The organism is Priestia koreensis (assembly GCF_001274935.1).
Classification (GTDB): Bacteria; Bacillota; Bacilli; order Bacillales; family Bacillaceae_H; genus Bacillus_AG; species Bacillus_AG koreensis.
The window spans coordinates 25,098-46,516 of record NZ_LILC01000023.1 but is presented as its reverse complement, the minus strand read 5'-3'; the positions used below and the strand labels follow the sequence as shown (position 1 = coordinate 46,516).

At 39.1% G+C, this 21,419-nt stretch carries 31 protein-coding genes; 28 read left to right on the top strand and 3 right to left on the bottom strand.

Translation table 11 applies throughout. From position 1 onward, the window contains the following. Positions 1–183 precede the first annotated feature (183 nt). From AMD01_RS16460 to AMD01_RS16360, 21 genes are all read left to right on the top strand, one after another. A complete protein-coding gene (locus AMD01_RS16460) occupies positions 184–1,032 on the top strand; it encodes an alpha/beta fold hydrolase (protein WP_157052775.1) in 849 nt (282 codons plus the stop codon). Positions 1,033–1,244: 212 nt separating this feature from the next. Continuing rightward, a complete protein-coding gene (locus tag AMD01_RS16455) occupies positions 1,245–1,622 on the top strand; it encodes a PilZ domain-containing protein (RefSeq protein WP_053402538.1) in 378 nt (125 codons plus the stop codon). A 12-nt stretch (positions 1,623–1,634) separates the two neighbouring features. Further along, entirely contained in the window at positions 1,635–2,102 is a 468-nt protein-coding gene (locus tag AMD01_RS16450) for a GNAT family N-acetyltransferase (RefSeq protein ID WP_053402537.1), read from the top strand. 127 nt (positions 2,103–2,229) lie between these two features. Next, positions 2,230–2,547 (top strand): rhodanese-like domain-containing protein, encoded by a 318-nt coding sequence (locus tag AMD01_RS16445; protein ID WP_053402536.1) that lies wholly within the window; start codon positions 2,230–2,232, stop codon positions 2,545–2,547. Between the two features lie 121 nt (positions 2,548–2,668). Then, entirely contained in the window at positions 2,669–3,445 is a 777-nt protein-coding gene (locus AMD01_RS16440; RefSeq protein ID WP_053402535.1) for a sulfite exporter TauE/SafE family protein, read from the top strand. A gap of 223 nt (positions 3,446–3,668) precedes the next feature. Further along, positions 3,669–3,929, top strand: coding sequence for a metal-sensitive transcriptional regulator (locus AMD01_RS16435; protein ID WP_053402534.1), 261 nt, complete (start codon positions 3,669–3,671; stop codon positions 3,927–3,929). A gap of 89 nt (positions 3,930–4,018) precedes the next feature. Continuing rightward, positions 4,019–4,252, top strand: coding sequence for a sulfurtransferase TusA family protein (locus AMD01_RS16430; protein WP_053402533.1), 234 nt, complete (start codon positions 4,019–4,021; stop codon positions 4,250–4,252). A 54-nt stretch (positions 4,253–4,306) separates the two neighbouring features. Continuing rightward, positions 4,307–4,786 carry a DsrE/DsrF/DrsH-like family protein gene (locus tag AMD01_RS16425; protein ID WP_053402532.1) on the top strand — a complete coding sequence of 160 codons (480 nt, stop codon included), beginning with the start codon at positions 4,307–4,309 and terminating at the stop codon, positions 4,784–4,786. 14 nt (positions 4,787–4,800) lie between these two features. After that, positions 4,801–5,097 carry a rhodanese-like domain-containing protein gene (locus AMD01_RS16420; protein WP_053402531.1) on the top strand — a complete coding sequence of 99 codons (297 nt, stop codon included), beginning with the start codon at positions 4,801–4,803 and terminating at the stop codon, positions 5,095–5,097. Positions 5,098–5,147: 50 nt separating this feature from the next. Then, positions 5,148–5,717: a sulfurtransferase TusA family protein gene (locus AMD01_RS16415; protein WP_053402530.1), complete on the top strand. Its 570-nt coding sequence runs from the start codon at positions 5,148–5,150 to the stop codon at positions 5,715–5,717. Positions 5,718–5,732: 15 nt separating this feature from the next. Further along, positions 5,733–5,981: a glutaredoxin family protein gene (locus AMD01_RS16410; protein WP_053402529.1), complete on the top strand. Its 249-nt coding sequence runs from the start codon at positions 5,733–5,735 to the stop codon at positions 5,979–5,981. Beyond that, the gene (locus AMD01_RS16405; RefSeq protein ID WP_053402528.1) at positions 5,974–6,369 is read left to right on the top strand and encodes a DsrE/DsrF/DrsH-like family protein; all 396 of its coding nucleotides are present in this window, start codon (positions 5,974–5,976) and stop codon (positions 6,367–6,369) included. The genes AMD01_RS16410 and AMD01_RS16405 overlap by 8 nt, the downstream gene beginning before the upstream one ends. Positions 6,370–6,455: 86 nt before the next feature. After that, entirely contained in the window at positions 6,456–7,583 is a 1,128-nt protein-coding gene (locus AMD01_RS16400; RefSeq protein WP_053402527.1) for an MBL fold metallo-hydrolase, read from the top strand. Between the two features lie 97 nt (positions 7,584–7,680). Continuing rightward, positions 7,681–8,139, top strand: coding sequence for a MarR family winged helix-turn-helix transcriptional regulator (locus tag AMD01_RS16395; protein WP_157052774.1), 459 nt, complete (start codon positions 7,681–7,683; stop codon positions 8,137–8,139). Positions 8,140–8,212: 73 nt separating this feature from the next. Further along, complete coding sequence (locus tag AMD01_RS16390; protein WP_053402525.1) at positions 8,213–9,562, top strand: FAD-dependent oxidoreductase; 1,350 nt, start codon at positions 8,213–8,215, stop codon at positions 9,560–9,562. A 21-nt stretch (positions 9,563–9,583) separates the two neighbouring features. Continuing rightward, the gene (locus tag AMD01_RS16385) at positions 9,584–9,802 is read left to right on the top strand and encodes a hypothetical protein (protein ID WP_053402524.1); all 219 of its coding nucleotides are present in this window, start codon (positions 9,584–9,586) and stop codon (positions 9,800–9,802) included. Beyond that, positions 9,799–11,055, top strand: a complete 1,257-nt coding sequence (locus AMD01_RS16380; RefSeq protein ID WP_083446588.1) for an MFS transporter — start codon at positions 9,799–9,801, stop codon at positions 11,053–11,055. The genes AMD01_RS16385 and AMD01_RS16380 overlap by 4 nt, the downstream gene beginning before the upstream one ends. Positions 11,056–11,129: 74 nt before the next feature. After that, on the top strand, positions 11,130–11,477 hold the full coding sequence (locus AMD01_RS16375) for an ArsR/SmtB family transcription factor (protein ID WP_053402523.1): 348 nt from the start codon (positions 11,130–11,132) through the stop codon (positions 11,475–11,477). Between the two features lie 15 nt (positions 11,478–11,492). Further along, complete coding sequence (locus AMD01_RS16370) at positions 11,493–12,791, top strand: arsenical efflux pump membrane protein ArsB (protein ID WP_053402522.1); 1,299 nt, start codon at positions 11,493–11,495, stop codon at positions 12,789–12,791. Positions 12,792–12,815: 24 nt separating this feature from the next. Then, positions 12,816–13,238, top strand: coding sequence for an arsenate reductase (thioredoxin) (arsC, locus tag AMD01_RS16365; protein ID WP_053402521.1), 423 nt, complete (start codon positions 12,816–12,818; stop codon positions 13,236–13,238). Between the two features lie 71 nt (positions 13,239–13,309). Further along, the gene (locus AMD01_RS16360; protein ID WP_053402520.1) at positions 13,310–13,846 is read left to right on the top strand and encodes a hypothetical protein; all 537 of its coding nucleotides are present in this window, start codon (positions 13,310–13,312) and stop codon (positions 13,844–13,846) included. Positions 13,847–13,900: 54 nt separating this feature from the next. On the opposite strand, the gene AMD01_RS16355 is transcribed toward AMD01_RS16360, so the two are convergent. Next, positions 13,901–14,572 (bottom strand): NAD(P)H-dependent oxidoreductase, encoded by a 672-nt coding sequence (locus tag AMD01_RS16355; protein WP_053402519.1) that lies wholly within the window; start codon positions 14,570–14,572, stop codon positions 13,901–13,903. A 149-nt stretch (positions 14,573–14,721) separates the two neighbouring features. Here AMD01_RS16355 and AMD01_RS16350 point away from each other — a divergent pair, with 149 nt between their 5' ends. From AMD01_RS16350 to AMD01_RS16340, 3 genes are all read left to right on the top strand, one after another. After that, on the top strand, positions 14,722–15,027 hold the full coding sequence (locus AMD01_RS16350; RefSeq protein ID WP_053402518.1) for a hypothetical protein: 306 nt from the start codon (positions 14,722–14,724) through the stop codon (positions 15,025–15,027). 175 nt (positions 15,028–15,202) lie between these two features. Next, positions 15,203–15,592: a tautomerase family protein gene (locus AMD01_RS16345; RefSeq protein ID WP_053402517.1), complete on the top strand. Its 390-nt coding sequence runs from the start codon at positions 15,203–15,205 to the stop codon at positions 15,590–15,592. 168 nt (positions 15,593–15,760) lie between these two features. Beyond that, positions 15,761–16,396 (top strand): FMN-dependent NADH-azoreductase, encoded by a 636-nt coding sequence (locus AMD01_RS16340; protein ID WP_053402516.1) that lies wholly within the window; start codon positions 15,761–15,763, stop codon positions 16,394–16,396. Between the two features lie 53 nt (positions 16,397–16,449). On the opposite strand, the gene AMD01_RS16335 is transcribed toward AMD01_RS16340, so the two are convergent. Continuing rightward, positions 16,450–17,205 (bottom strand): SDR family NAD(P)-dependent oxidoreductase, encoded by a 756-nt coding sequence (locus AMD01_RS16335; RefSeq protein ID WP_053402515.1) that lies wholly within the window; start codon positions 17,203–17,205, stop codon positions 16,450–16,452. Positions 17,206–17,324: 119 nt separating this feature from the next. On the opposite strand from AMD01_RS16335, the gene AMD01_RS16330 reads away from it, so the two are divergent. Both AMD01_RS16330 and AMD01_RS16325 read left to right on the top strand, forming a co-directional pair. Next, complete coding sequence (locus tag AMD01_RS16330) at positions 17,325–17,696, top strand: MerR family transcriptional regulator (RefSeq protein ID WP_053402514.1); 372 nt, start codon at positions 17,325–17,327, stop codon at positions 17,694–17,696. Positions 17,697–17,750: 54 nt separating this feature from the next. Then, the gene (locus AMD01_RS16325; RefSeq protein ID WP_053402513.1) at positions 17,751–18,356 is read left to right on the top strand and encodes a methyltransferase; all 606 of its coding nucleotides are present in this window, start codon (positions 17,751–17,753) and stop codon (positions 18,354–18,356) included. Positions 18,357–18,453: 97 nt separating this feature from the next. Here the strand turns inward: AMD01_RS16325 and AMD01_RS16320 are convergent, their stop codons facing one another. Then, positions 18,454–19,092 carry a cupin domain-containing protein gene (locus AMD01_RS16320; protein ID WP_083446587.1) on the bottom strand — a complete coding sequence of 213 codons (639 nt, stop codon included), beginning with the start codon at positions 19,090–19,092 and terminating at the stop codon, positions 18,454–18,456. Positions 19,093–19,461: 369 nt separating this feature from the next. Between AMD01_RS16320 and AMD01_RS16315 the strand changes: the two genes are divergently transcribed. Both AMD01_RS16315 and AMD01_RS16310 read left to right on the top strand, forming a co-directional pair. Continuing rightward, on the top strand, positions 19,462–20,745 hold the full coding sequence (locus tag AMD01_RS16315; protein ID WP_053402512.1) for a S41 family peptidase: 1,284 nt from the start codon (positions 19,462–19,464) through the stop codon (positions 20,743–20,745). Positions 20,746–20,852: 107 nt separating this feature from the next. After that, positions 20,853–21,239 (top strand): hypothetical protein, encoded by a 387-nt coding sequence (locus tag AMD01_RS16310; protein WP_053402511.1) that lies wholly within the window; start codon positions 20,853–20,855, stop codon positions 21,237–21,239. Positions 21,240–21,419 lie beyond the last annotated feature (180 nt).

Sequence of the window (21,419 nt, the reverse complement as noted above, 5' to 3'; positions counted from 1 at the left end):
AACACTCCTATTTATATGTAAACACTATATATTCTAAACTAAATAAGTATTTTTCGTATATATCATATGCTGATAAACTTATTTTAAAAGGGGAGGTTATTGTTATATCATGCCTAACCCTCATTTTAACGTGAAAATCATTACGCGTTAAACGTTTGATCTTACAAGTAAAGGAGTATTTCTATGCAACAAGAATTTAATCATTCTCAATTTTCATTTGATATAGACGGTACTGACCTGCGTATCTCATCGATCCATCGTGGCGGTGAGCTATGTCCAATCGTTTTTCTACATGGTTTTGGGTCAACAAAAGAAGACTATGCTGACATCGTTCGGTATTCCTCTTTTTCCAATCATCCTTTTCTTGCATATGATGCACCAGGATGTGGAGAAAGTGATTGCTCAGACTTATCGAAAATATCCATTCCTTTTTTAGAAAAAGTTGCGCTCACGATTATTGAACGTGTAAACTTCAAACATTTTCATCTTGTCGGGCATTCGATGGGTGGACTTACTGCGTTAATGATTGCTCACAAATACCCCGAAAAAGTAGTGAGTTTTACAAATATTGAAGGAAACATTGCACCTGAAGATTGTTTTCTAAGTAGACAAATCATCCAATACAAATGTGAGGACAAGGATGAATTTTTCGAACAATTTGTTGAGCGTACACGTCACTCCCCAGCGTTCTCAAGTGCCTTATATGCCTCAAGCTTGCGCCACAAAGTTCGTCCAGGCGCAGTCAAAACAATTTTTGAATCGATGGTTCATCTATCTGATCATGCAGATTTGATGAGTAAATTCTTAGGCCTCTCTTTTCCTAAAATGTTTATGTACGGTGATCAAAACAATAACCTAACGTATCTTGATCATATTCAATCAGAGGGGGTTCATTTAGAGGAAGTTCCGAATTGTGGTCACTTTCCTATGTACTCTAATCCACCATTCATGTGGAATGCCATTCACAACTTTCAAAAAGCCGCAGAGAAAAAGCAATCGACTTTATTAAGGAAATATGGTTATTTAAAATGAAAACACAGAAGTGTTAGGCAGTAGTGAAAAAGATAGTAAAATGAAGAGGATGCGTTATATTCCTTCCACCCATTTGATGAGTGGAATCAATATAATGACGTCCTCTTTTGAATGTGTATGTATGAAGATGATTTATAAAATCATCCTTTTATTCCAGACATTTCTTTTTTATAATAGTAAGTAACAGTTTTTGTTGAAGAGGAGGGGGAAAGATGAGCCTACAATACAAACGAGGAGAGCCTTTTCGTTATGAATTTAAGAAGCCGCGGAGTTGCACTTTCGGAATTGTTTCCGTTGGCAGTAAGGTGATTGATAGTAAGCGAGCTCTTGGTCAAATTCTTGATATTAGTACGGGAGGAGCAAAATTTCAAAGTAATCTTGCTCTGCCCCTGCAAAGTGATTCTATCCAGATTCGTCTAACATTTCAGCTAACGGGGGCACCTCTAGAAATAGAAGGGACGCTGCTTTGGCAAAAGCAATACGGAGCGGTGTATCAATATGGACTGGAGTTTCGCGATGAACAGATTGCCAAACGAATCTTAACGGAGCTAAAAAGCTATGCTAAACTAGAAAGAGAACAGCAAGAATAGAAAGGAACCAACATGATTTCATTTGAACCTATTACAGAAGAAACGCTTTATATCGCCGACGAAATTGTGCGGTCTAATCACGTATATAATGCATTAGAAAATAGTCGACAAACACGAACAGCTGAAGAATTGAAAACAGCTTATTTAACTTCATCCACGAATAGCTTGTTTGTGAAAGCTGATGACACGTACGTTGGAATTCTTGATTATATGGAGACAAATCCAAACGACGGTCAATTTTGGATTGGCGCTTTGCTTATTCATGAGGCTTACCACGGATACAGCTTTGGAACACAAGCTTATCTAGCATTTGAAGCAGAACTGCCAGACACGCTTCCAGCCATCCGACTAGGGGTATTAAAGTCGAATCCGCGAGCAAAGCTTTTTTGGGAACGCCTTGGTTTTGATACATATGCAGAGGCAGATGTAAACGGAGCAATGGTTGACTGCATGGAGAAGAGATTGAAAAGCGAAGAATAAACAATGAGTTTATTCTTTTTTTGTTTGATGAAATACCCATTTTGAAAAAAGGCTTGATATTATACCCCTATGGGTATAATATAAGTAATAGAAATCAAATAAAGCATGAAAAGAAGGAGGAGCTACAATGTTCGGATGGCTATTTGGGTCCACGTACAATAAAATTTCAACAATGGAATTAAAGCAGACGTATTTAAAGGATAAAAAGGAAAAATTCTTTTTAGATGTTCGTACACCAGGTGAGTTTAAAGGACGTTCTATTTCAGGATTTAAAAATATTTCCCTTCAAGCGCTGTCAGGGAAGCTATCACAAATTCCAAAGAACAAGGAAATCGTTGTTATTTGTCAAAGCGGTGGAAGAAGTGCCATGGCTTGTCGTATGCTAAAAAAAGCTGGCTATGATCGCGTAACGAATGTTAAGGGTGGAATGAGCGCTTGGCGTTAATCATGATTTTAACCTAATATTGCCCTTTTATATACCTCTATAGGTATGCGAAACAATAAAGGAATTGCAACATTCATCAAGAACTAGTAATAAAGATGTTCAACAGATAGGAGAGGAGCTTATGACAGTCTACACCATCACGATGCTTTTTGTATTAGGCTTTCTTGGGGCTTTCATCTCAGGACTAGTAGGGGTCGGCGGCGCCATTATTAATTACCCACTGCTATTATATGTGCCACCGTTAATTGGTATAGCATCTTTTGGAGCACATGAGATCACAGGTATTGTTGCGGCACAGGTGTTCTTTTCTACCCTAGCAGGAGTGTTGGCGTATAGGAAAGGTGGATACCTGAATAAAAAACTCATTATTTCAATGGGGGGAAGCGTGCTCGTCGGAAGTGTAATCGGAAGCTTTGGATCAAACGGTTTTTCGGAGCATACGATTAACATTATTTACGGTGTACTCGCTCTATTAGCAGTTTTTATGATGTTTTTACCCAAAAAGCAAGTTGAAGATAAGGGAGAGCTAACGTTCAATATAACCCTAGCAGGTATTTTAGCGTTTGTGGTAGGAGTTGCAGCAGGAGTTGTAGGAGCAGGTGGATCATTCTTACTTGTTCCAATTATGCTAGTTGTGTTAAAAATTCCGACTCGAATTACGATTGCTTCTTCATTAGCCATTACCTTCATTTCCTCTATTGGATCTGTTTCAGGAAAACTAGTGACTCACCAAATACCGTGGCAGCCGACGCTTGTTATTGTAATTGCAAGCTTAATTGCAGCGCCTATAGGAGCGAAGCTGGCGCAAAAAATGAATACACGTATGTTACAAAGTATATTGGCAATTTTAATTATGATTACGGCTATTAAAATATGGCTTGATGTTCTTGGCGTTTGATTTTAATCAACAATACGTTGAAATGAAAATAAAAAGGAGGATGTCCCTCTTTTTTGTTTTCAGCCACTATTTGCGTACGGGACATGCACAAGGCATTCTTCATTTGCATAGTAAATTATACGCGGTTGACAAAATACCCAATAGGGTATAAGATCAACGTATCGCAAATAACGATAGATCTTTTAGCTACACAGAAAAATGATTGGCAGAACGGAGGATGTATATGGACTACAATGCGCAGGTTAAAAATCGCGTGAAGCGCATGGAAGGTCAGCTTCGTGGTATTTTAAAAATGATGGAAGATGAAAAGGACTGTAAAGACGTTATTACACAATTGGCATCCGTTCGCTCGGCAATGGATCGAACAATCGGTGTAATTGTCAGTTCTAATCTAGTTGATTGTGTGAAGGCGGCTGATCAAGAAGGCGAGCAAGCTGATGAACTAATTAAAGAAGCCGTCAATTTGTTAGTAAAAAGCAGATAATCATCAGGATTGACACAAAAAAATTTGTTTGTTAATATACCCCTATGGGTAATTAAAATAAATACAAATGATAGATGGAGGAATTATAAATGAACGCAGATAAAGTATTAGATGCAAAAGGGTTAGCATGTCCAATGCCAATTGTAAAAACAAAAAAAGCAATGAACGAACTAGAATCAGGTCAAGTACTTGAAATTCATGCAACAGATAAAGGCGCTAAAAATGACCTCGCAGCATGGGCAAAATCAGGTGGACATGAACTTGTACAGCACGAAGAAGAGCAAGATGTATTAAAATTCTGGATTAAAAAAGGCGAACGTTAACTTACTTTTAACTTCTCATATACCCTATTAGGTATATGAGGGAAGGAGAATGACATGGAGCAAAAGAAACGAACGACCATCGTATTATTCAGCGGTGATTATGATAAAGCAATGGCTGCTTACATTATTGCAAACGGGGCAGCAGCCTATGATCATGAGGTTACGATTTTCCATACGTTTTGGGGATTAAACGCACTACGCAAAGAGGCGAATATACCTGTCAAAAAGGGATTTTTAGAAAAAATGTTTGGGGGTATGATGCCTCGAGGCGCAGACAAAATGGGGCTTTCTAAAATGAACTTTGGTGGATTTGGTCCTAAGATGATTAAAAAAGTCATGAAGAAGCACAATGCGATGCCTCTTCCAGACCTTATTGAACTAGCCCAGGAGCAAGATGTGAAACTTGTTGCGTGTACAATGACGATGGATTTATTAGGGCTTCAAAAAGAAGAACTACTAGAAGAAATTGAATATGCAGGAGTTGCAGCTTATTTAGGAGACGCAGAAGACGGAAACGTGAACTTATTTATCTAAGGAGGAAAAGCGATATGAAACGCATAACAGCGAAGGATTTAGAAGAAAAATTGAATACAGAATTCAATCTAAACATTATTGATGTAAGAGAAACAGACGAAGTAGCTGAAGGGAAGATCCCTGGTGCGGTAAATATCCCTCTTGGATTAATTGAATTTCGTATGAATGAATTAGATAAAAACAAACCTTACATTATGGTGTGCCGATCAGGTGGAAGAAGCGGAAGAGCGTCTCAATTCCTTGAATCTCATGGCTATGACGTAACAAACATGGACGGCGGAATGCTAGCATGGGAAGGAAAGACAGTTTAAAAATTTTACACTTAAATATACCCTGCGAGGTATGAAAAGGAGCGTTTATAATGGGAAACATTCAAGCTAATGTATTACTAGACGCAAAAGGACTTGCATGTCCAATGCCAATCGTAAAAACGAAAAAAGCAATGAAAGACCTTGAAGCAGGCCAAGTGCTTGAAATTCAAGCAACAGACAAAGGGTCAAAAGCGGACCTTAAAGCGTGGTCGGAAAGCACAGGTCATCAATATCTAGGAACAATCGAAGAGAATAATGTATTAAAGCATTTTGTACGAAAAGCATCAGGGGAAGAAACAGCTGAAAAAAATCATCCAAACGTATTATCAAACGAACAGCTTCAACAAAAATTAGCGGAGGATGTAGTGGTTTTAGATGTACGTGAATCAGCAGAATATGCATTTAATCACATTCCAAATGCTGTCTCTATTCCACTTGGAGAATTAGAAAGTCGTTTAAATGAGCTTTCAAAGGAAAAAGAAATTTTGGTCGTATGTCGTACAGGTAGCCGCAGTGACCTTGCTTCTCAAACATTGGCCAAAAATGGTTTTGAAAACGTATGGAATGTTGTTCCTGGAATGAGTGAGTGGTCAGGAGCAACGGATAGCAACGTAAAATAAGGAGCTGCTTATCGTATGAAGACGGTCACAGTGTATACTTCTGCGAACTGTTCATCGTGTGCAAAGCTAAAACGTTTTTTATCGGTTCAGGATATTAGCTTTCGAGAAGTAAGCTTGGAAGATGATTTAGAATTAAAACAAGTTTTAATCAATAAAACGGGAAGAACGGGGCTTCCACAAACCAACATTGATGGAGAGTGGGTTGTAGGTTTTCATATTCCCGAACTAATGACATTATTAAATAGGAGGAATACAAATGAATAACAAAGTAGCCATTATCGCAAGTAACGGCGGATTATTTGATGCATATAAAGTATTTAACATTGCAACAGCTGCAGCAGCAACAGATAAAGAAGTAGCGATTTTCTTCACATTTGAAGGTTTAAACTTAATTCACAAAGAAGCAAACAAACAGTTGCCAATGCCAGAGGGAAAAGAGCACTTTGCAGACGGTTTTGCAAAAGCAAACGTTCCCTCTATTCCTGAATTAATTGACATGGCACAGGATCTAGGAGTAACGTTTATCGGCTGTCAAATGACGATGGACGTGATGGGGCTTGAAAAAGCAGATTTTATTGAAGGAATTGAAGTAGGCGGAGCTGTTACGTTTTTAGACTTTGCAAAAGATGCAGACACAACGCTAACATTCTAGATTTTATTTCCACCTTTGCTAACAGCAAAGGTGGAGAAAACAATCTATTTTTTTATCCAAAAATATACCTATGGGGGTAATTTAAAATGACAGTAACGATGATGACGTCAAAAGAAGTAGCGCAAAAAGTCATGAACAAAGAACATCTTTTCATTTTCGATGTACGCAACCAAAGTGACTTTAACGACTGGAAAATCGAAGGCGAAAACTTCTCTTATTTAAACATCCCATATTTTGATTTATTAGACGGTGTAGAAGAAATCATAGATCAACTGCCTAAAGATCAAGAGATTGTGGTCGTTTGTGCAAAAGAAGGTTCCTCTGTGATGGTGGCAGAAATGCTTTCTGAAGAAGGACGTAATGTATCATACCTACAAGGCGGCATGAAAGCGTGGAGCGAACACTTACATCCTGTAAAAGTGAGTGACCTAAAAGACGGCGGAGAGCTTTATCAATTTGTTCGTATTGGCAAAGGTTGCTTATCTTATATGGTCGTTTCAAACGGAGAAGCAGCGTTAATTGATGCAACAAGAATGACAGATGTGTATTTAGATTTCGCCAAAAATATGAATGTATCGATTACTCACGTATTTGATACGCATTTACATGCCGATCATATTTCAGGAGGTCGAAAAATCGCGGAAGCAACAAATGCAACGTACTGGCTACCACCGAAAGATGCAGAAGAAGTTACGTTTAAATACGAAGCGTTAGAAGATGGCAAGAACGTACAAATCGGAAACACCCAAATTGATATTCAAGCGCTCTATACACCTGGTCATACAATTGGATCTACATCATTTATCGTAGACGATTCTTTCTTACTATCAGGCGATATTTTATTCATTGATTCAATTGGACGTCCTGATCTTGCTGGAATGGCAGAAGACTGGGTAGGAGACTTACGTGAAAGCTTGTACAAACGCTATAAAGAATTATCAGATGAATTAGTTGTATTACCAGCTCACTTCATGATCATTGATGAATTGAATGACGATGGGACGGTTGCGGCGAAGCTAGGTGATTTATTTTCTCATAACCACGGTCTGCAAATTGAAGATGAGGCGGAATTCCGTGCGCTTGTAACAGAAAATTTACCTCCTCAACCAAATGCATATCAAGATATTCGTAAAACAAATATGGGACAAATGACACCAAACGAAGAAGAGCAACGCGAAATGGAAATTGGTCCAAATCGTTGTGCGGTGAGATGATGATAATGGAGGCGAACGCAATCCGCGTTCGCTTTTATTTTTGTTTTATTTGACAAAATCAACTATTGGTAATATCATGTAATTAAAGGTGATGAAAATGAATAAACAAGAAAAAATGGAAGTACGAGAATTGCTTCAGCAGCTTGTTCGTGACTTCGGGTTGCTTCAAAAGGGTGGCTCAGATTGTTGCGGTATTACGGTGATACAAAGTCATATTGTATATGAATTAGATAAAACGCCAAACATCTCGCTGCAGACATTAGCGAGTAAACTCATGATGGATACTGGTATGCTGAGTAAGCAAGTAAATAAATTAGTAGAAGAAAATCTCTTGTCAAGAGTTCCAGATCCGAATGATCGTCGCTACGTGTTGCTTTCATTGACAGACAGTGGAAAAGCAAAAGCCGATGAAATTTCAGGACAAATGCTTAAGTATATGGACAATATTATGAACTATATTGAAGCTGAAAAGCAGAAGCAAGTCGTTGAAAGCTTAGATCTTTTACTCTCAGCAATGCGCAAAAATGATGGAAAAGGAAGCTGTGCCACGAGGTAACGTGGCATACTTTTAGGATATATAGTTGATAAAGTCAATTAATGATAAATTCAAACAAAAAGGGGCATAAAAAATGGAAAAACGATGTTGTCAAATGAACAATGGTGAAAGAACGAGCCGTGTAAAAGAAAAACAAGATCTACCCGTTGTTATTATTGGTGCTGGACCGGTTGGATTGGCTGCTGCTGCTCACTTAAGTCGTTATAATCAATCATTCCTTTTAGTAGAAGCTGGTGCGGAAGTAGGAGCAAATATAAAAACGTGGGGACATATCCGCTTATTTTCTCCTTGGCGCTATAACATTGATAAAGCTGCTTGGCGTCTTTTAGATGAAGAAGGATGGAGAGAGCCTGATTTAGATTCGCTCCCAACCGGTCATGAAATCATCGCACGATATCTCCATCCTCTTTCTGGAACGAAAGTAATAAAACCTTATCTTTTATTGAATACAAAAGTAGTATCCATAAGCCGTGACAGCCAGGATAAGATGAAAACAGCTGATCGTGAACAGCGTCCGTTTGTTGTGTATGTGGAACAAGAAGGAGAAATGAACGTTCTTCATGCACGAGCAGTCATTGATGCAACGGGAACGTGGGGAAATCCTAATCCCGCTAACTCTGATGGCGTATGGTTATCAGGCGAACACAACATTTCCAACAGCGTGTTTTATGGAATGCCTGACATACTCGGACAGGAAAAGATGAGGTATACGAATAAACGTGTAGCGGTAGTAGGAAGTGGTCATTCCGCCATCAATGCGCTACTAGAATTAGCCGAACAAAAAGAGCTGTATCCAGAAACATCTATTACATGGTTAATTCGAAAAACACGTGTTGAAGACACCTATGGAGGCGAAGAAAAAGATGCACTTGCTGCAAGAGGAGAATTAGGAACACGTATCCATCGGCTGGTCGATCATGGCATCATTGAGGTTAAAAAAGATTTTAAAATTCAACAGATGAATCAAACGGAAAACGGAAAGGTGGAAATTAAAGGTCTTTATCAAGGGCATACAACCGTGTTGCCTGTATTTGATGAAGTCATTGTAAACACAGGCAACCGACCAGACCTTTCTCTTTTAAGAGAACTGAGAACGCAAATTGATTCAGCTACGGAAAGTGTTGGCGCGTTGGCTCCCCTTATTGATCCGAATATTCATAGCTGTGGAACAGTAAGACCACATGGAGAAAAAGAGCTGAGACAGCCTGAAAAGAACTTCTATATTGTTGGAGCGAAGAGTTACGGAAGAGCACCTACTTTTTTAATGGCTACAGGATATGAACAGGTTCGTTCAGTAGTCGCTTACCTTGCTGGAGATCTAGAAGCAGCGGAAAAGGTTGAGTTAGATCTTCCTGAAACGGGGGTTTGCAGTATTAACCTTGTTCGAGAGTCATCATGCGGTACAAATTCTGGATGCAACTAATAAGAAGAGGAGCGGTTCGTTATGACGATCAATCACGCTGGAATTTTGAAAAAAGAATATTTCATTTCCTATTTAACACTCATCATGAATGCTCACGGATGTGACATTGACGCCGCAAAGCAATATACGTTAAATCGCCTGTTTGGGGGAGACATAATGAGCATGGGAGAAAGCACTTATCAAAACTTCTTATTGGCCGTCGCGGATTTTCAGCATCTCTGTTGTGAAGGGAGCGAATGAGTGCGATTAATGGGGAGCGAAAAATCTTACTAATCTCATGGATAACGGGATTATCTCTCCTTGGTGATTCGATGTTATACATCATCCTTCCCATTTACTGGAGAGAGGCAGGACTTGAAAGTATTTGGCAAGTAGGCATACTGCTTTCCATCAATCGCTTTGTCCGGCTCCCTGTAAATCCAATTGTGGGCTGGATTTACGGAAAAATTTCACTTAGAACAGGCCTTCTACTTGCAGTTTGTTTAGCGGGTATTACAACGATTGGATATGGTTTTGCGAATAGCATGGGTGTATGGGTGTTGTTAAGGGGAATGTGGGGAATTGCTTGGTCATTCTTTCGAATTGGGGGCCTATCAGCAGTTGTGTTGTATTCTCCAACGTCCTCTCGTGGAAAACTGATAGGGAGATATAATGGTATTTATCGAGTCGGCAACTTAATTGGAATGCTAGGTGGTGGGTTGCTAGTCCCTATATTTGGGATTACTTCTATCTCCATTGGTTTTGGCGTCATTTCGCTTCTAGGATTGCCCATTTTATTAAGCAAGTTGTTCATTACTGAAAAAATTCAGGCGAGGAAAATCAATCCTAGGTTGTCTGAAAAAGAGAGCTTTCATGCTCAACAACTCAGCATCATAATCAGTGGATTTTTTATCACGCTTCTCATTCAAGGCATTTTTATTTCCACATTCAGTCAGCTCGTTCAATCTCAGTATGGAGCCACTTTTTCTCTGTTTGGTTGGATAATCAGCGCCAGTCTCTTTTCGGGAGGGCTTCAAGCGTTGCGATGGGGATGGGAACCATTTTTGGGAAGTTTGGTTGGATCATGGTCAGATGGTCGTTATGGAAGAATGCCTCTCTATATTGGGAGTTTAGTGGGAATGGGAGCGGTATTCAGTATTGTCGCTCACTCATTTCCGCTGTATATATGGAGCGGGTTTGCTGTCTTAATTATGATTGGTTCAACGTTTGTTATTACGCTGACAGATGCAGTGGCCGCTGACTCTTCAAAAACAAATCGTGCTGTACCTTTCCTTACTATCTATTCAATGGCTCAGGATATCGGAGCAGCGTGCGGTCCGTTTATTAGCTATTTGCTTCTAACCGCAGAAAACGGTTTTTACTATTTATACACTGGGGGCAGTATCGCATTTCTTCTACTATCATTGCTTTGGATCCATCATTATATATCAAGCAGTCATGAACCAGATCGAGTACGAAGAAACAAAAGAAGCAGGTGGAAAAATACGTTCTAACAAAACGTATTTTTTCTATTGAATATATAAGCATATAGTTATATAATGATTATTGCATAAAAGGGGTGGATAAAATGAGTACAAAAAACGTGATTGAAGTTGAAAAAGCGGCTCAGGTGTTAAAGCTACTAGGGGATAAGACACGGTTGTCGATGATGAAGCTTTTAGAAAACAATGAATGCTGTGTATGTGAGCTTGTGGAAATTTATAAAATGAGTCAGCCTGCTATTAGTCAGCATCTCAGAAAACTAAAAGACATTGAGTTGGTTCGTGAACAGCGAAAAGGGCAGTGGATTTTTTATTCATTAAATAAAGACAGCGCCTATTATGAATTTGTGTCTGAATTACTAAGTGTGCTGCCAACTCAAGATGAACGGTTAGAAGAATTAGAAAAACAGGGGCTACGAATTAGTTGCTGTTAGTAGGAGGTTTCAAGATTGGTTTCCATTATACTCGCATCATGTATCTTTTTACTGACGCTGATCTTTGTCATTTGGCAACCTAAAAATTTATCGATCGGGTGGTCAGCTTGCGGAGGAGCAGTTCTAGCACTTCTTGCGGGCGTAGTCGATTTTACAGATGTTTGGGATGTCACTCAGATTGTGTGGAATGCGACATTAACGTTTATCGCTGTCATCATTATTTCATTAATTTTAGATGAAATTGGCTTTTTCGAATGGGCGGCTTTACATATGGCGAAGGCCGCAAAGGGAAACGGTGTGCGCATGTTTGTGTACGTAGCTTTTTTAGGGGCAATCGTTGCCGCGTTCTTTGCGAACGACGGGGCAGCGCTTATTTTAACTCCCATTGTACTTGCGATGGTTCGTGCCTTGAAGTTTGACGAGAAAATGGTGTTTCCGTTCATCATTGCAAGTGGGTTTATTGCCGATACAACGTCACTACCACTTGCCGTCAGTAACCTAGTCAACATCGTATCAGCTGACTTTTTCGGCATTCACTTTGCCGAATATGCGTCTCGCATGATTATTCCGAACTTCTTTTCACTATTTGCTAGTATTCTCGTTCTGTATTTGTATTTCCGGAAAAGCATTCCAAAGAAGTATGAGCTAGCGGATTTAAAGCAGCCAGTCCAAGCGATTAAAGATCAAAAGATGTTTCGTCTTTCATGGATTGTCCTTGCCATTTTAGTAATTGGTTATTTTGCTGGGGAAGCTATTCACGTACCAGTTTCAATTATTGCGCTAATCGTTGCTTTTTTCTTTTTAATTATGGCTCGGAAAAGTGCAGTGGTGGAGACGGCAAAGGTCGTAAAGGGTGCACCTTGGGCCATCGTGTTTTTCTCGATTGGAATGTATGTGGTCGTATACGGACTAAAAAATGTGGGGCTAACAGAAGTATTGTCAGACGTTATTCAAGCGATTGCCGATAAAGGATTGTTTGCCGGCACCATTGGCATGGGCTTCATTGCGGCGATTCTCTCGTCAATCATGAACAATATGCCGACCGTTATGATCGACGCATTAGCCATCCATGCGACAGACACGACAGATCTCATGAGAGAAGCACTCGTTTACGCAAACGTCATCGGCTCTGATCTTGGACCAAAGATTACACCAATTGGCTCTCTAGCTACATTGCTTTGGCTTCACGTATTATCAACAAAAGGCGTGAAAATATCATGGGGAACATATTTTAAAACGGGCATTATTTTAACCATTCCAACGCTATTTATTACGTTAGTTGGGCTATATGTATGGCTACTAATCATTTCATAACACATCATAAAGGAGATTTTACACATGTCTAAAAAGACGATTTATTTCTTATGTACAGGAAACTCATGCCGAAGCCAAATGGCTGAAGGATGGGCGAAAAAATATTTGAACAGCGCCCAATGGAACGTTTATAGCGCCGGAATTGAAGCACACGGTCTGAACCCAAATGCGGTAAAAGCAATGAAAGAAGTGGACATTGATATTACGAATCAAACGTCTGATATTATTGATCCTGAGATCTTAAACAATGCAGACTTAATCGTTACGCTATGCGGAGACGCAGCAGACAAATGTCCAATGACACCTCCTCATGTAAAACGCGAGCACTGGGGCTTTGATGACCCAGCAAAAGCACAAGGAACGGAAGAAGAAAAATGGGCGTTCTTCCAACGCGTGCGTGATGAAATTGGTGAACGTATTCAACGTGTTGCTGAAACAGGAAAGTAAACGGCGAAGAGAGTAAGAAGTGACTGCTTCTTACTCTCTTTTTTTATCCACCAAAAGGAAAATAATGTATAATGATGATTGTACTTATTGAAAAGAAAGGAGAAAACATGCGGAAGTTACTCGTTTTAACCGGGGCAAGCTTATTACTTAGTCTAACCGCTTGCACGGAAACAACAAGCACAAAACAAAAACAGACAGAAATAGAAGAGACGGAAAACCAAACAGAGAATAAAAAAAGCACATTTTCGTCTATAGAAGAGATTTCACCTTTTCGAGATATTCAAAGTAAACTATATGGTTTTTGGGCAACGGGGAATCAATATATTATTATCCATGGTAATAACAAAGGGGACATGATCGCTTCAAAAGAGGATGTAGATCCGGCGAATCCTAAGGGAATTAGAGGCTTACAGATTGCGGAGTTTTATTTATTAAAACAGGGTAAAACGAAATTTAACTACATTGCAAAATTATATCCACCAGGTAATACGGAGTTTCCCATCACCTTTAGTAAGGATTATAAACAGGTTACGATACAGTTCCCTTCCAAAAATCCCATTACATACTTAATGACAGATGCATCTCCAGAAGAATATTTTTTTAAATAAAAGAGGCATTGATACACAAAAGGAGATCCTATCAGGACCTCCTTTTGTGTACGTTTAGTTTACCCATTCAACAACCTCATCAACGGATTGTCTGGATTTTTCCCGGTGCGGATCTTCAGCGCGATATCCAAATGCAGCCATCACCGAAATACCAAAGTTTTCACGGTCTAAAATACCGGCTTCTGATAAAATGTCAGACGCTTTTTCATAATTTAAGCCTTCGATCGGGCATGAGTCTATGCCAATGAGAGCAGCGGCTGTCATCATATTGCCGAGCGCAATGTAAGTTTGCTTACTAGCCCAGTCCAATAAGGCACGTTCGCTTTCATATATGTTGATCGACGTATCCTGAAATCTCGTGTATGCTTCCGTCATACTCGCAAGCATGTCATCAGGAATCTCTTTCACGTTTTTTAGCAGATTTTGCACATAGTCAGACTGCGGTGTTGCGTTTTTGCGGGCGAAGATTAACACAATATGGCTTGCAGTCGGCAGTTGACCTTTAGCACCTGTACTAATCTCCTTCAGTTTTTCTCGAATTTCACGGTTTTGAATGACGACAAATTTCCACGGTTCAAAGCCGAGGGAACTAGGAGACAGGCGTCCAGCTTCTAAAATAAATGAAAAGTCTTCTTCTGAGATTTTTCGTTCCGCATTAAACGTTTTCGTCGCGTGGCGAAACTGAAAAGCATTCAATATCTGTTGCTTTGTTAAATCGGTTGTCATATGTAAACCACCTTTGTAAATGTTTTTGATTTTTAACCCCTTATTCGGATCGTTAATAAGGGGATTGTTACTTTATTGTAGTAAAGTGAACAGGGATAGTAAAATAAGATGCTTCATCAATTTCAAATTTTGTTTGAGGAGGAATAATAATGAAAGCAGATATAGAAGCGCAAATTCAAGCGATTTTTCATGATCGAGAAGTCTATCCAGCGGGATCATACAAACCCGTGTATATTACAGACGTGAAATGGAACGGCCAAATGGACCATTTTATCGTGCAGTACAAGCTATCTGAGTCAACCTATACTTTTCATTACGATAAAAACCACGATGCTTCTATTCACGCTAATCCAGTTGAGCAACTGAAGGCCGAGGTCGCCTACGTTATACGCATGTGCGAAAGAGGAATTGGAGCGAAGGCTTATTACCCTTGCACAACGATCACTTTAAGATAGAAACAAAAGGCATTTCAATAGTTATTCCTTGTGCACATGTAGTAAAATGGAAAAGCTTCTCTTTTGACCATTAACTACTATACTGCGGGAATAAAAACACTTCATTTTTTATTTTATCGCTTTCTCATGATAAGATGGACACACTATAAAAAATTACATCTTGGAGGTAAACAAAATGCCATTAATTCGTTTTGATTTAATTGAAGGTAGAACTGATGAACAGCTAAAAACATTATTAGACACGGCACATGATGCAATGGTAGAAGCATTTCAAGTACCCCAGCGTGATCGCTATCAAATCGTCACTCAGCACCCAGCAAACCAAATGATCATTCAAGATACAGGACTTGGCTTTGAACGTTCAAAAGACGTTGTGGTGATCAGTGTGACAAGCCGTCCTCGCACGGAAGAACAAAAACAAAACTTCTACAAATTACTGGTTGAAAAGCTCGGTGAAACATGCGGAATTGAGCCAAACGACATTATGATTTCAATTGTATCCAACACAGATGCCGACTGGAGCTTTGGTATGGGTGAAGCTCAGTTCTTAACGGGGAAATTATAAAATCGGAAAAGCCTCTTCTTATTATAAAAGGAGAGGCTTTTTTTATCTTCATATGAAACCTCCATTTAAGCCACTTTTTAACTCCTCCCCAAAAGCATAAATCAATGCTCCTAGTCCAAACTAATGAGGCATGCATATGCTTGCAAATGGATGCTAGGAGGGGTTACGATGGGAAAATTATTGTATATTACGGCGCATCCTCATGATGCGGCATCTTCATATAGTATCGCGGTTGGGGAAGAGTTTATTAAGTCATACAAGCAGGCTCATTCAGGAGATGAGATTGTTCACGTGGATTTATATAAAGAGCATATCCCACATATTGATAACGATGTGTTCAGCGGTTGGGGGAAACTGCAAACGGGCAGTCAATTTACCGACTTATCCGATCATGAGCAACAAAAGGTCGGCCGTTTAGCCGAGCTTGCGGAGCAATTCGTCGGAGCTGATAAGTACGTATTCGTGACGCCAATGTGGAACTTCTCGTTTCCACCGGTTATGAAGGCATACATTGATTCAATCTGTGTGGCAGGGAAAACATTTAAATACACAGAACAAGGCCCAGTTGGATTGCTAACCGATAAAAAAGCGCTGCACATTCAAGCACGCGGCGGCATTTATTCAGAAGGCCCAGCAGCAGAAATGGAAATGGGACACCGATACCTTTCCACAATTGCACAGTTTTTAGGAATCCCATCTTTTGACGGAATCTTCATCGAGGGGCACAATCAGTTCCCAGATCGTGCCGAACAAATTAAGCAAGATGCGATTAAAAAGGCTCAAGAAAAAGCAAAAAACTTCTAATTAAAAACAGCTCACGTCGATTGGCGTGAGCTGTTTTGTAATGAGTTGACCTATTAACGATTACCTGCGTAGTTGAAGATTGGATCGCGTAATTCGAAATCATATGTTTCGGCATTCACGATTCCAACGACTTTATCTCCATCATATAAATCAAGAAGGAAAGAAGCCATTTCTTTTGCTGTATGGTATTTTGGAAGATTGCCTTCGTAATCAAATCCTTCTGATCCACGTGCACGATCAGCAAACTCTGTTTCTGTTGCAGCTGGCGCTAACACTTTTGCCTGCATTTTTGCATTTTTTCCTTTTAATTCTTGCGCAACACCTTCAGTAAAGGCACTTACATAAAATTTTGTTGCGCAGTATGTGACTGCTTCTGGAACGATGTTGTATCCACCGACAGATGAGATGTTCATTAATTGTGTTCCTTCTGTGTTTGCATAGTCACGTACGTAAAGAGAAGATAAAATCGTAAGAGCTTCAATATTAAGGTGAAGCATTTTTCCAATTTTACCTAAGTCCTGCTCGCCAACAGATGCAAAGTTTCCGAACCCTGCATTGTTTACCCATGTTTCAATATCATATTTTTTCATGTCTTCATAAAGTTTGTGAGCATTTTCAGGCGTTGCTAAATCTGCCGTATGAACGATCACTTCTACATCGCTTTTCACGTTTTGAACCGCTTCTTTTAATTCTTGCAGCTTGTCCTCACGACGCGCAATTACTACTAAGTTTTTCCCACGCTTTGCAAAAGCAAGAGCTGCTTCGTATCCAATTCCTGAACTTGCACCTGTAATCACTGTGTATTTCATTGTAATTCCTCCTAGAAATGTAATAGTAAATAAGCTATAGTGTGAGTATAATCGTTAGAGTTTACTCTAAGGCAACAATTATTTATTCAATCACTTTAGTCAGATACGGGAGGGTATCTATGTACACTATTAGCCAAGTTGCACAGCACTTAAACATTAGCGCGCACACTTTGCGTTATTACGAAAAGGAACGCATTATTTCACCGAATCGCAATGAGCACGGTGAGCGCTTATATACAGAAGATCATCTAACGTGGCTAAAGTTTGTGATGAAGCTCAAACAAACACAAATGCCCATTGCTAAAATTCGAGCGTATGCGCAGCTTTTTTTAGAAGGTGAGCACACGGCATCTTCACGTCTACAGCTTTTAGAAGAACATCGTATATCCATTAAACAACAGATTGAGACACTGCTTGTGACAGAAGAAATGCTGGACCATAAAATTGCCTCTTATAAAGATCTGTTACTGAAAAAAGCTGTTACACCATAAACCTTTTATATTCTAGCAATTAACTGATCATTTTATACAAGCGAGGAGCCGAGGATGAACGACCAATTTTATGATGAATTATTAAATATTAAAACAACGAAAGAACAACAGGGGTTTCATGAATCTCTTCACTATCACCGCTATGAAGCAACGCCGTATCGCGGTCTTGAAAAACTATGCAAGGAGCTTTCTTTTACCGAGTCCGATCATGTGATTGATTTTGGATGTGGGAAGGGACGGCTTGGCTTTTATTTATACCATTATCACCGAGCATTTGTGACGGGCATTGAAATGAGTGACGAATACTATGAAGATGCTGTCCAAAATCTTCATCAGTATAAAAAAAAGTATCACCATCGCAACGAAATTCAGTTCAAAAAATGCTTAGCGGAAGAATACGAAATTCAAGAACAGCACAACTGTTTTTATTTTTTTAATCCGTTTTCCATTCAAATCTTTATGCGCGTCATCAATAATATCCTGTCATCGATTGAAAAGGCACCGCGACCCATTACGCTTATTTTCTATTATCCATCTGATGACTATGTTTATTTTTTAAATAACCACGCCGCGTTTCACCTGACAAAAGAAATTCAATTGCCAGGCGCCTACGAGCGAAATGAGTATGAACGATTTTTAGTTTATGAGCTGAGCTATTGATTATACGTTCTCTGGTGGAGAGAAACGGCGTAGCTTATTTATTTGCGAAATCCCAAGATAAAAGTCCCCTAAGATCTAATCTTAAGGGGACTTTCTTTTAGTAGCTATATGGATAGGAGGGCTGATATGGATAATACGGAGCGTACGGGTAAGGGGCTGTACGTGAATCCAGATAATAAGGTTTTTTCTTAGGTTTGGTTCCGCATTCATCCGTAGGGCCAATCACCGTCGTTTGATTTTTCAATGGAGCGAGCGCTTTTCGCAGCTGATCGGGGTCTAGGCAATACGTATGTGCTAAAACTTCAATAGGAGTTTTATTCAGAATATCCGACCCAAATACGTATTCTGGATACGGGGTGTCAAAAATGGCTAAAAGATGCGTATCATCTTCTGATGCAATTTCCCAGTGCCAAAATCCTTGTGGAATATTCGCTACTTGGCCAGGAATGAGGGGGATATCGCTCACTTGATTCGTATACGGATTAATTAAAGACACGACCGCTGCTCCTGAAATGCAGTAAACGAGCTCGGAAGCATTTTTGTGGTAATGCGGTTCTACTACTTTTCCCTTGCTCAAATAAATATCCAGTAGTGACGTATTCCCAAGCGTATTGAGCACATCACGTCCTAGTCGATTAATAAAGTTACTGGAATTTCGTGTATTTAACCGATTTTTATTCACATCTGAAAAATACTGTACGTCTTTTCCTGTAAACGTAGTATAAGGATTTGTCATGATTTCCTCACCTTTCTAGGCACAATTGATGTTGTATGATATTCATGTCGCACGTAAAGGTGACAAACGCCTAATTTCAATTGTTTTATTTTTCCATATTGATATAATGAAAACATTAGTATGTACGAGCATACGGTCGATCAGTTATCCCTGCTGCACTGCTTCATGGCATGTTGAACATGTTCGTTTTGACGGATGGTGTGAAGAATGAAGGAGGGAGCGCTACACTTGAGTTCATTAAGCTTCTGTTATTGGTACTGCTGGTAGCTATGGTAGGAGCTGCATATTTCAGAAGGATAAGTCGTTTCGTGACAAAGAATGAGACTCCATAAAAAATAAAACAAAATGAAAAAAGAGGGGGAGTTTGTTATGGACTATATTAGGATTTTCGACGAAATTACTGAGATTATAAAAAAGCACTATGCAGGGTATGAAAGGGTCAATCACACTATAGTGGATTTTTATATAGAAACGCTACAAAACATAGATACGGCAAAAATGACAGATCAATTTTTTGTTGATTTTGTAAATGACTTCTTACTTGAACTAGATGATCAGCATCTCTCCTTCGTAAATATGAATAAAAACATACAGCCAGGTAAAAAGCTACTACTTCGAGCTGATCAAGAAAACGTGTATGTTGTCCGAGCATTAGAAGGATTGGAAATAAGAGAGGGGGACGAACTTTTAGAAATCGATGGGTTATCTGTTTCGAAAATACGGGCAACCCGAAAAAAGTACCTTCGAAGTTCTGAAGCCATTCCTGAACGTGAAAATTGGAGTATCTATGCGAAAGGCAGTCAAAATATTCTCTATAAAAACAATAACGGTGAAATAAAGAAACAACATTTAATACATAACGGAAATATAACTCTTGAAGCCAATCATCTTCGCGCATTAAACGATGATACATACTTATTAACGCTTCATCACTTACAAAAAGCAGCTGACATTGAGCCGATTTTATTGGAAATGGAGCAATATCACTCGTCAATGAAGAACTTAATTATTGATGTTCGTCAAAATCCCGGTGGAAATACAAGTTTAACGGCTGATCTACTTCCATATGTCTTTCCTAAAAATGAACGTCCCTCGTTTGCAATGCCAGAAACTTTATATAATTGTACCGAATTTAACTATGAGACATTCAAAAAAAACGTAGATGAAATTCATCCAAATGACATAAATGAAGATACCGGCAATATCTTCGCCTACTTTTTAGAGGTTTTTAAAGAAAATAGAGGGAACGGATTTATCGGTTTTGATTTAGAACAATTCACACACAGCTATGCAAGCTCATACAAACCTTTAGAAAAAGAGTATATCGAAAGAGTTATTATTTTAGTAGACTCATATACGGCAAGTGCAGCAGAAGAATTTGCGCTGATCTGTCACTCATCTTCCAAAGTAACGACAATGGGAAGAGCAACAGCTGGAGTAAACGAGTACCATAGTGTCATGGGAGTGACCTGGAACGATACGTTTGAATTAGGGTATTCGATAGCAAAGTCAGGAAGACCGCTCGTTTCACATCCTCTTCACGGAAAAGGGGTTCAACCTGATCACTACATTCCATGGACAAAAGAATTTCTGACAGAAGACGTTGATATGATAGCGGCCCTGTCGTTATTAAATTCTCTTGCGGTAAAATGAGTAATGGCACTAATGCTATTGTATTGATACACCCTTTTTTACGTTTGTAACGTTATCACATAATTAATCGTCTATAGTAGAAATAGATGGTGAAAGAGGGATGCGCTGTGAAAAAAGTTAGCGTTTTGTTTATCACATTTTTCGCTGTTTTCTTAATGAGTGGATGCAACAATCAACCTACAATAAAATCAGAAGAAAAGCTAGTGATTGAACAGCTTACCAAAACAGAAGGGCAATATGAACAGATTAATGAAATAACGGATAAAAAGGAAATCAAAAAGGTCTTAGCTTTTTTCAAAAAAGCGGAATGGATAAGTGCTAGTGACAAGAGCACCTATCCAAAAATTAAAATGAATGATTACTATGGGCTTTGGGTTATGTCAGACAATGCTTTAAAAGTAAGAATCGATAGCTTGAACCAAAATACCGTTCTTTCAAAAAAGGATTCTAACGAGTTATATCAACTTATTATAGGTGAAAAGCTTAGTGAGTAAATGTCACTAAGCTTTTTTATGTCAAACAGATAATAGCACTGTTACTGAACGTTTACTTGTGAGGTGAATCGCACCATACAAAGGAATTTGCATCTATTCTTCTATATGCAATCGTGCCCCTTTATGACCGTCATATCCCAATGGTTTCTTCATATATATAGTGAATGATCATCATGAAGC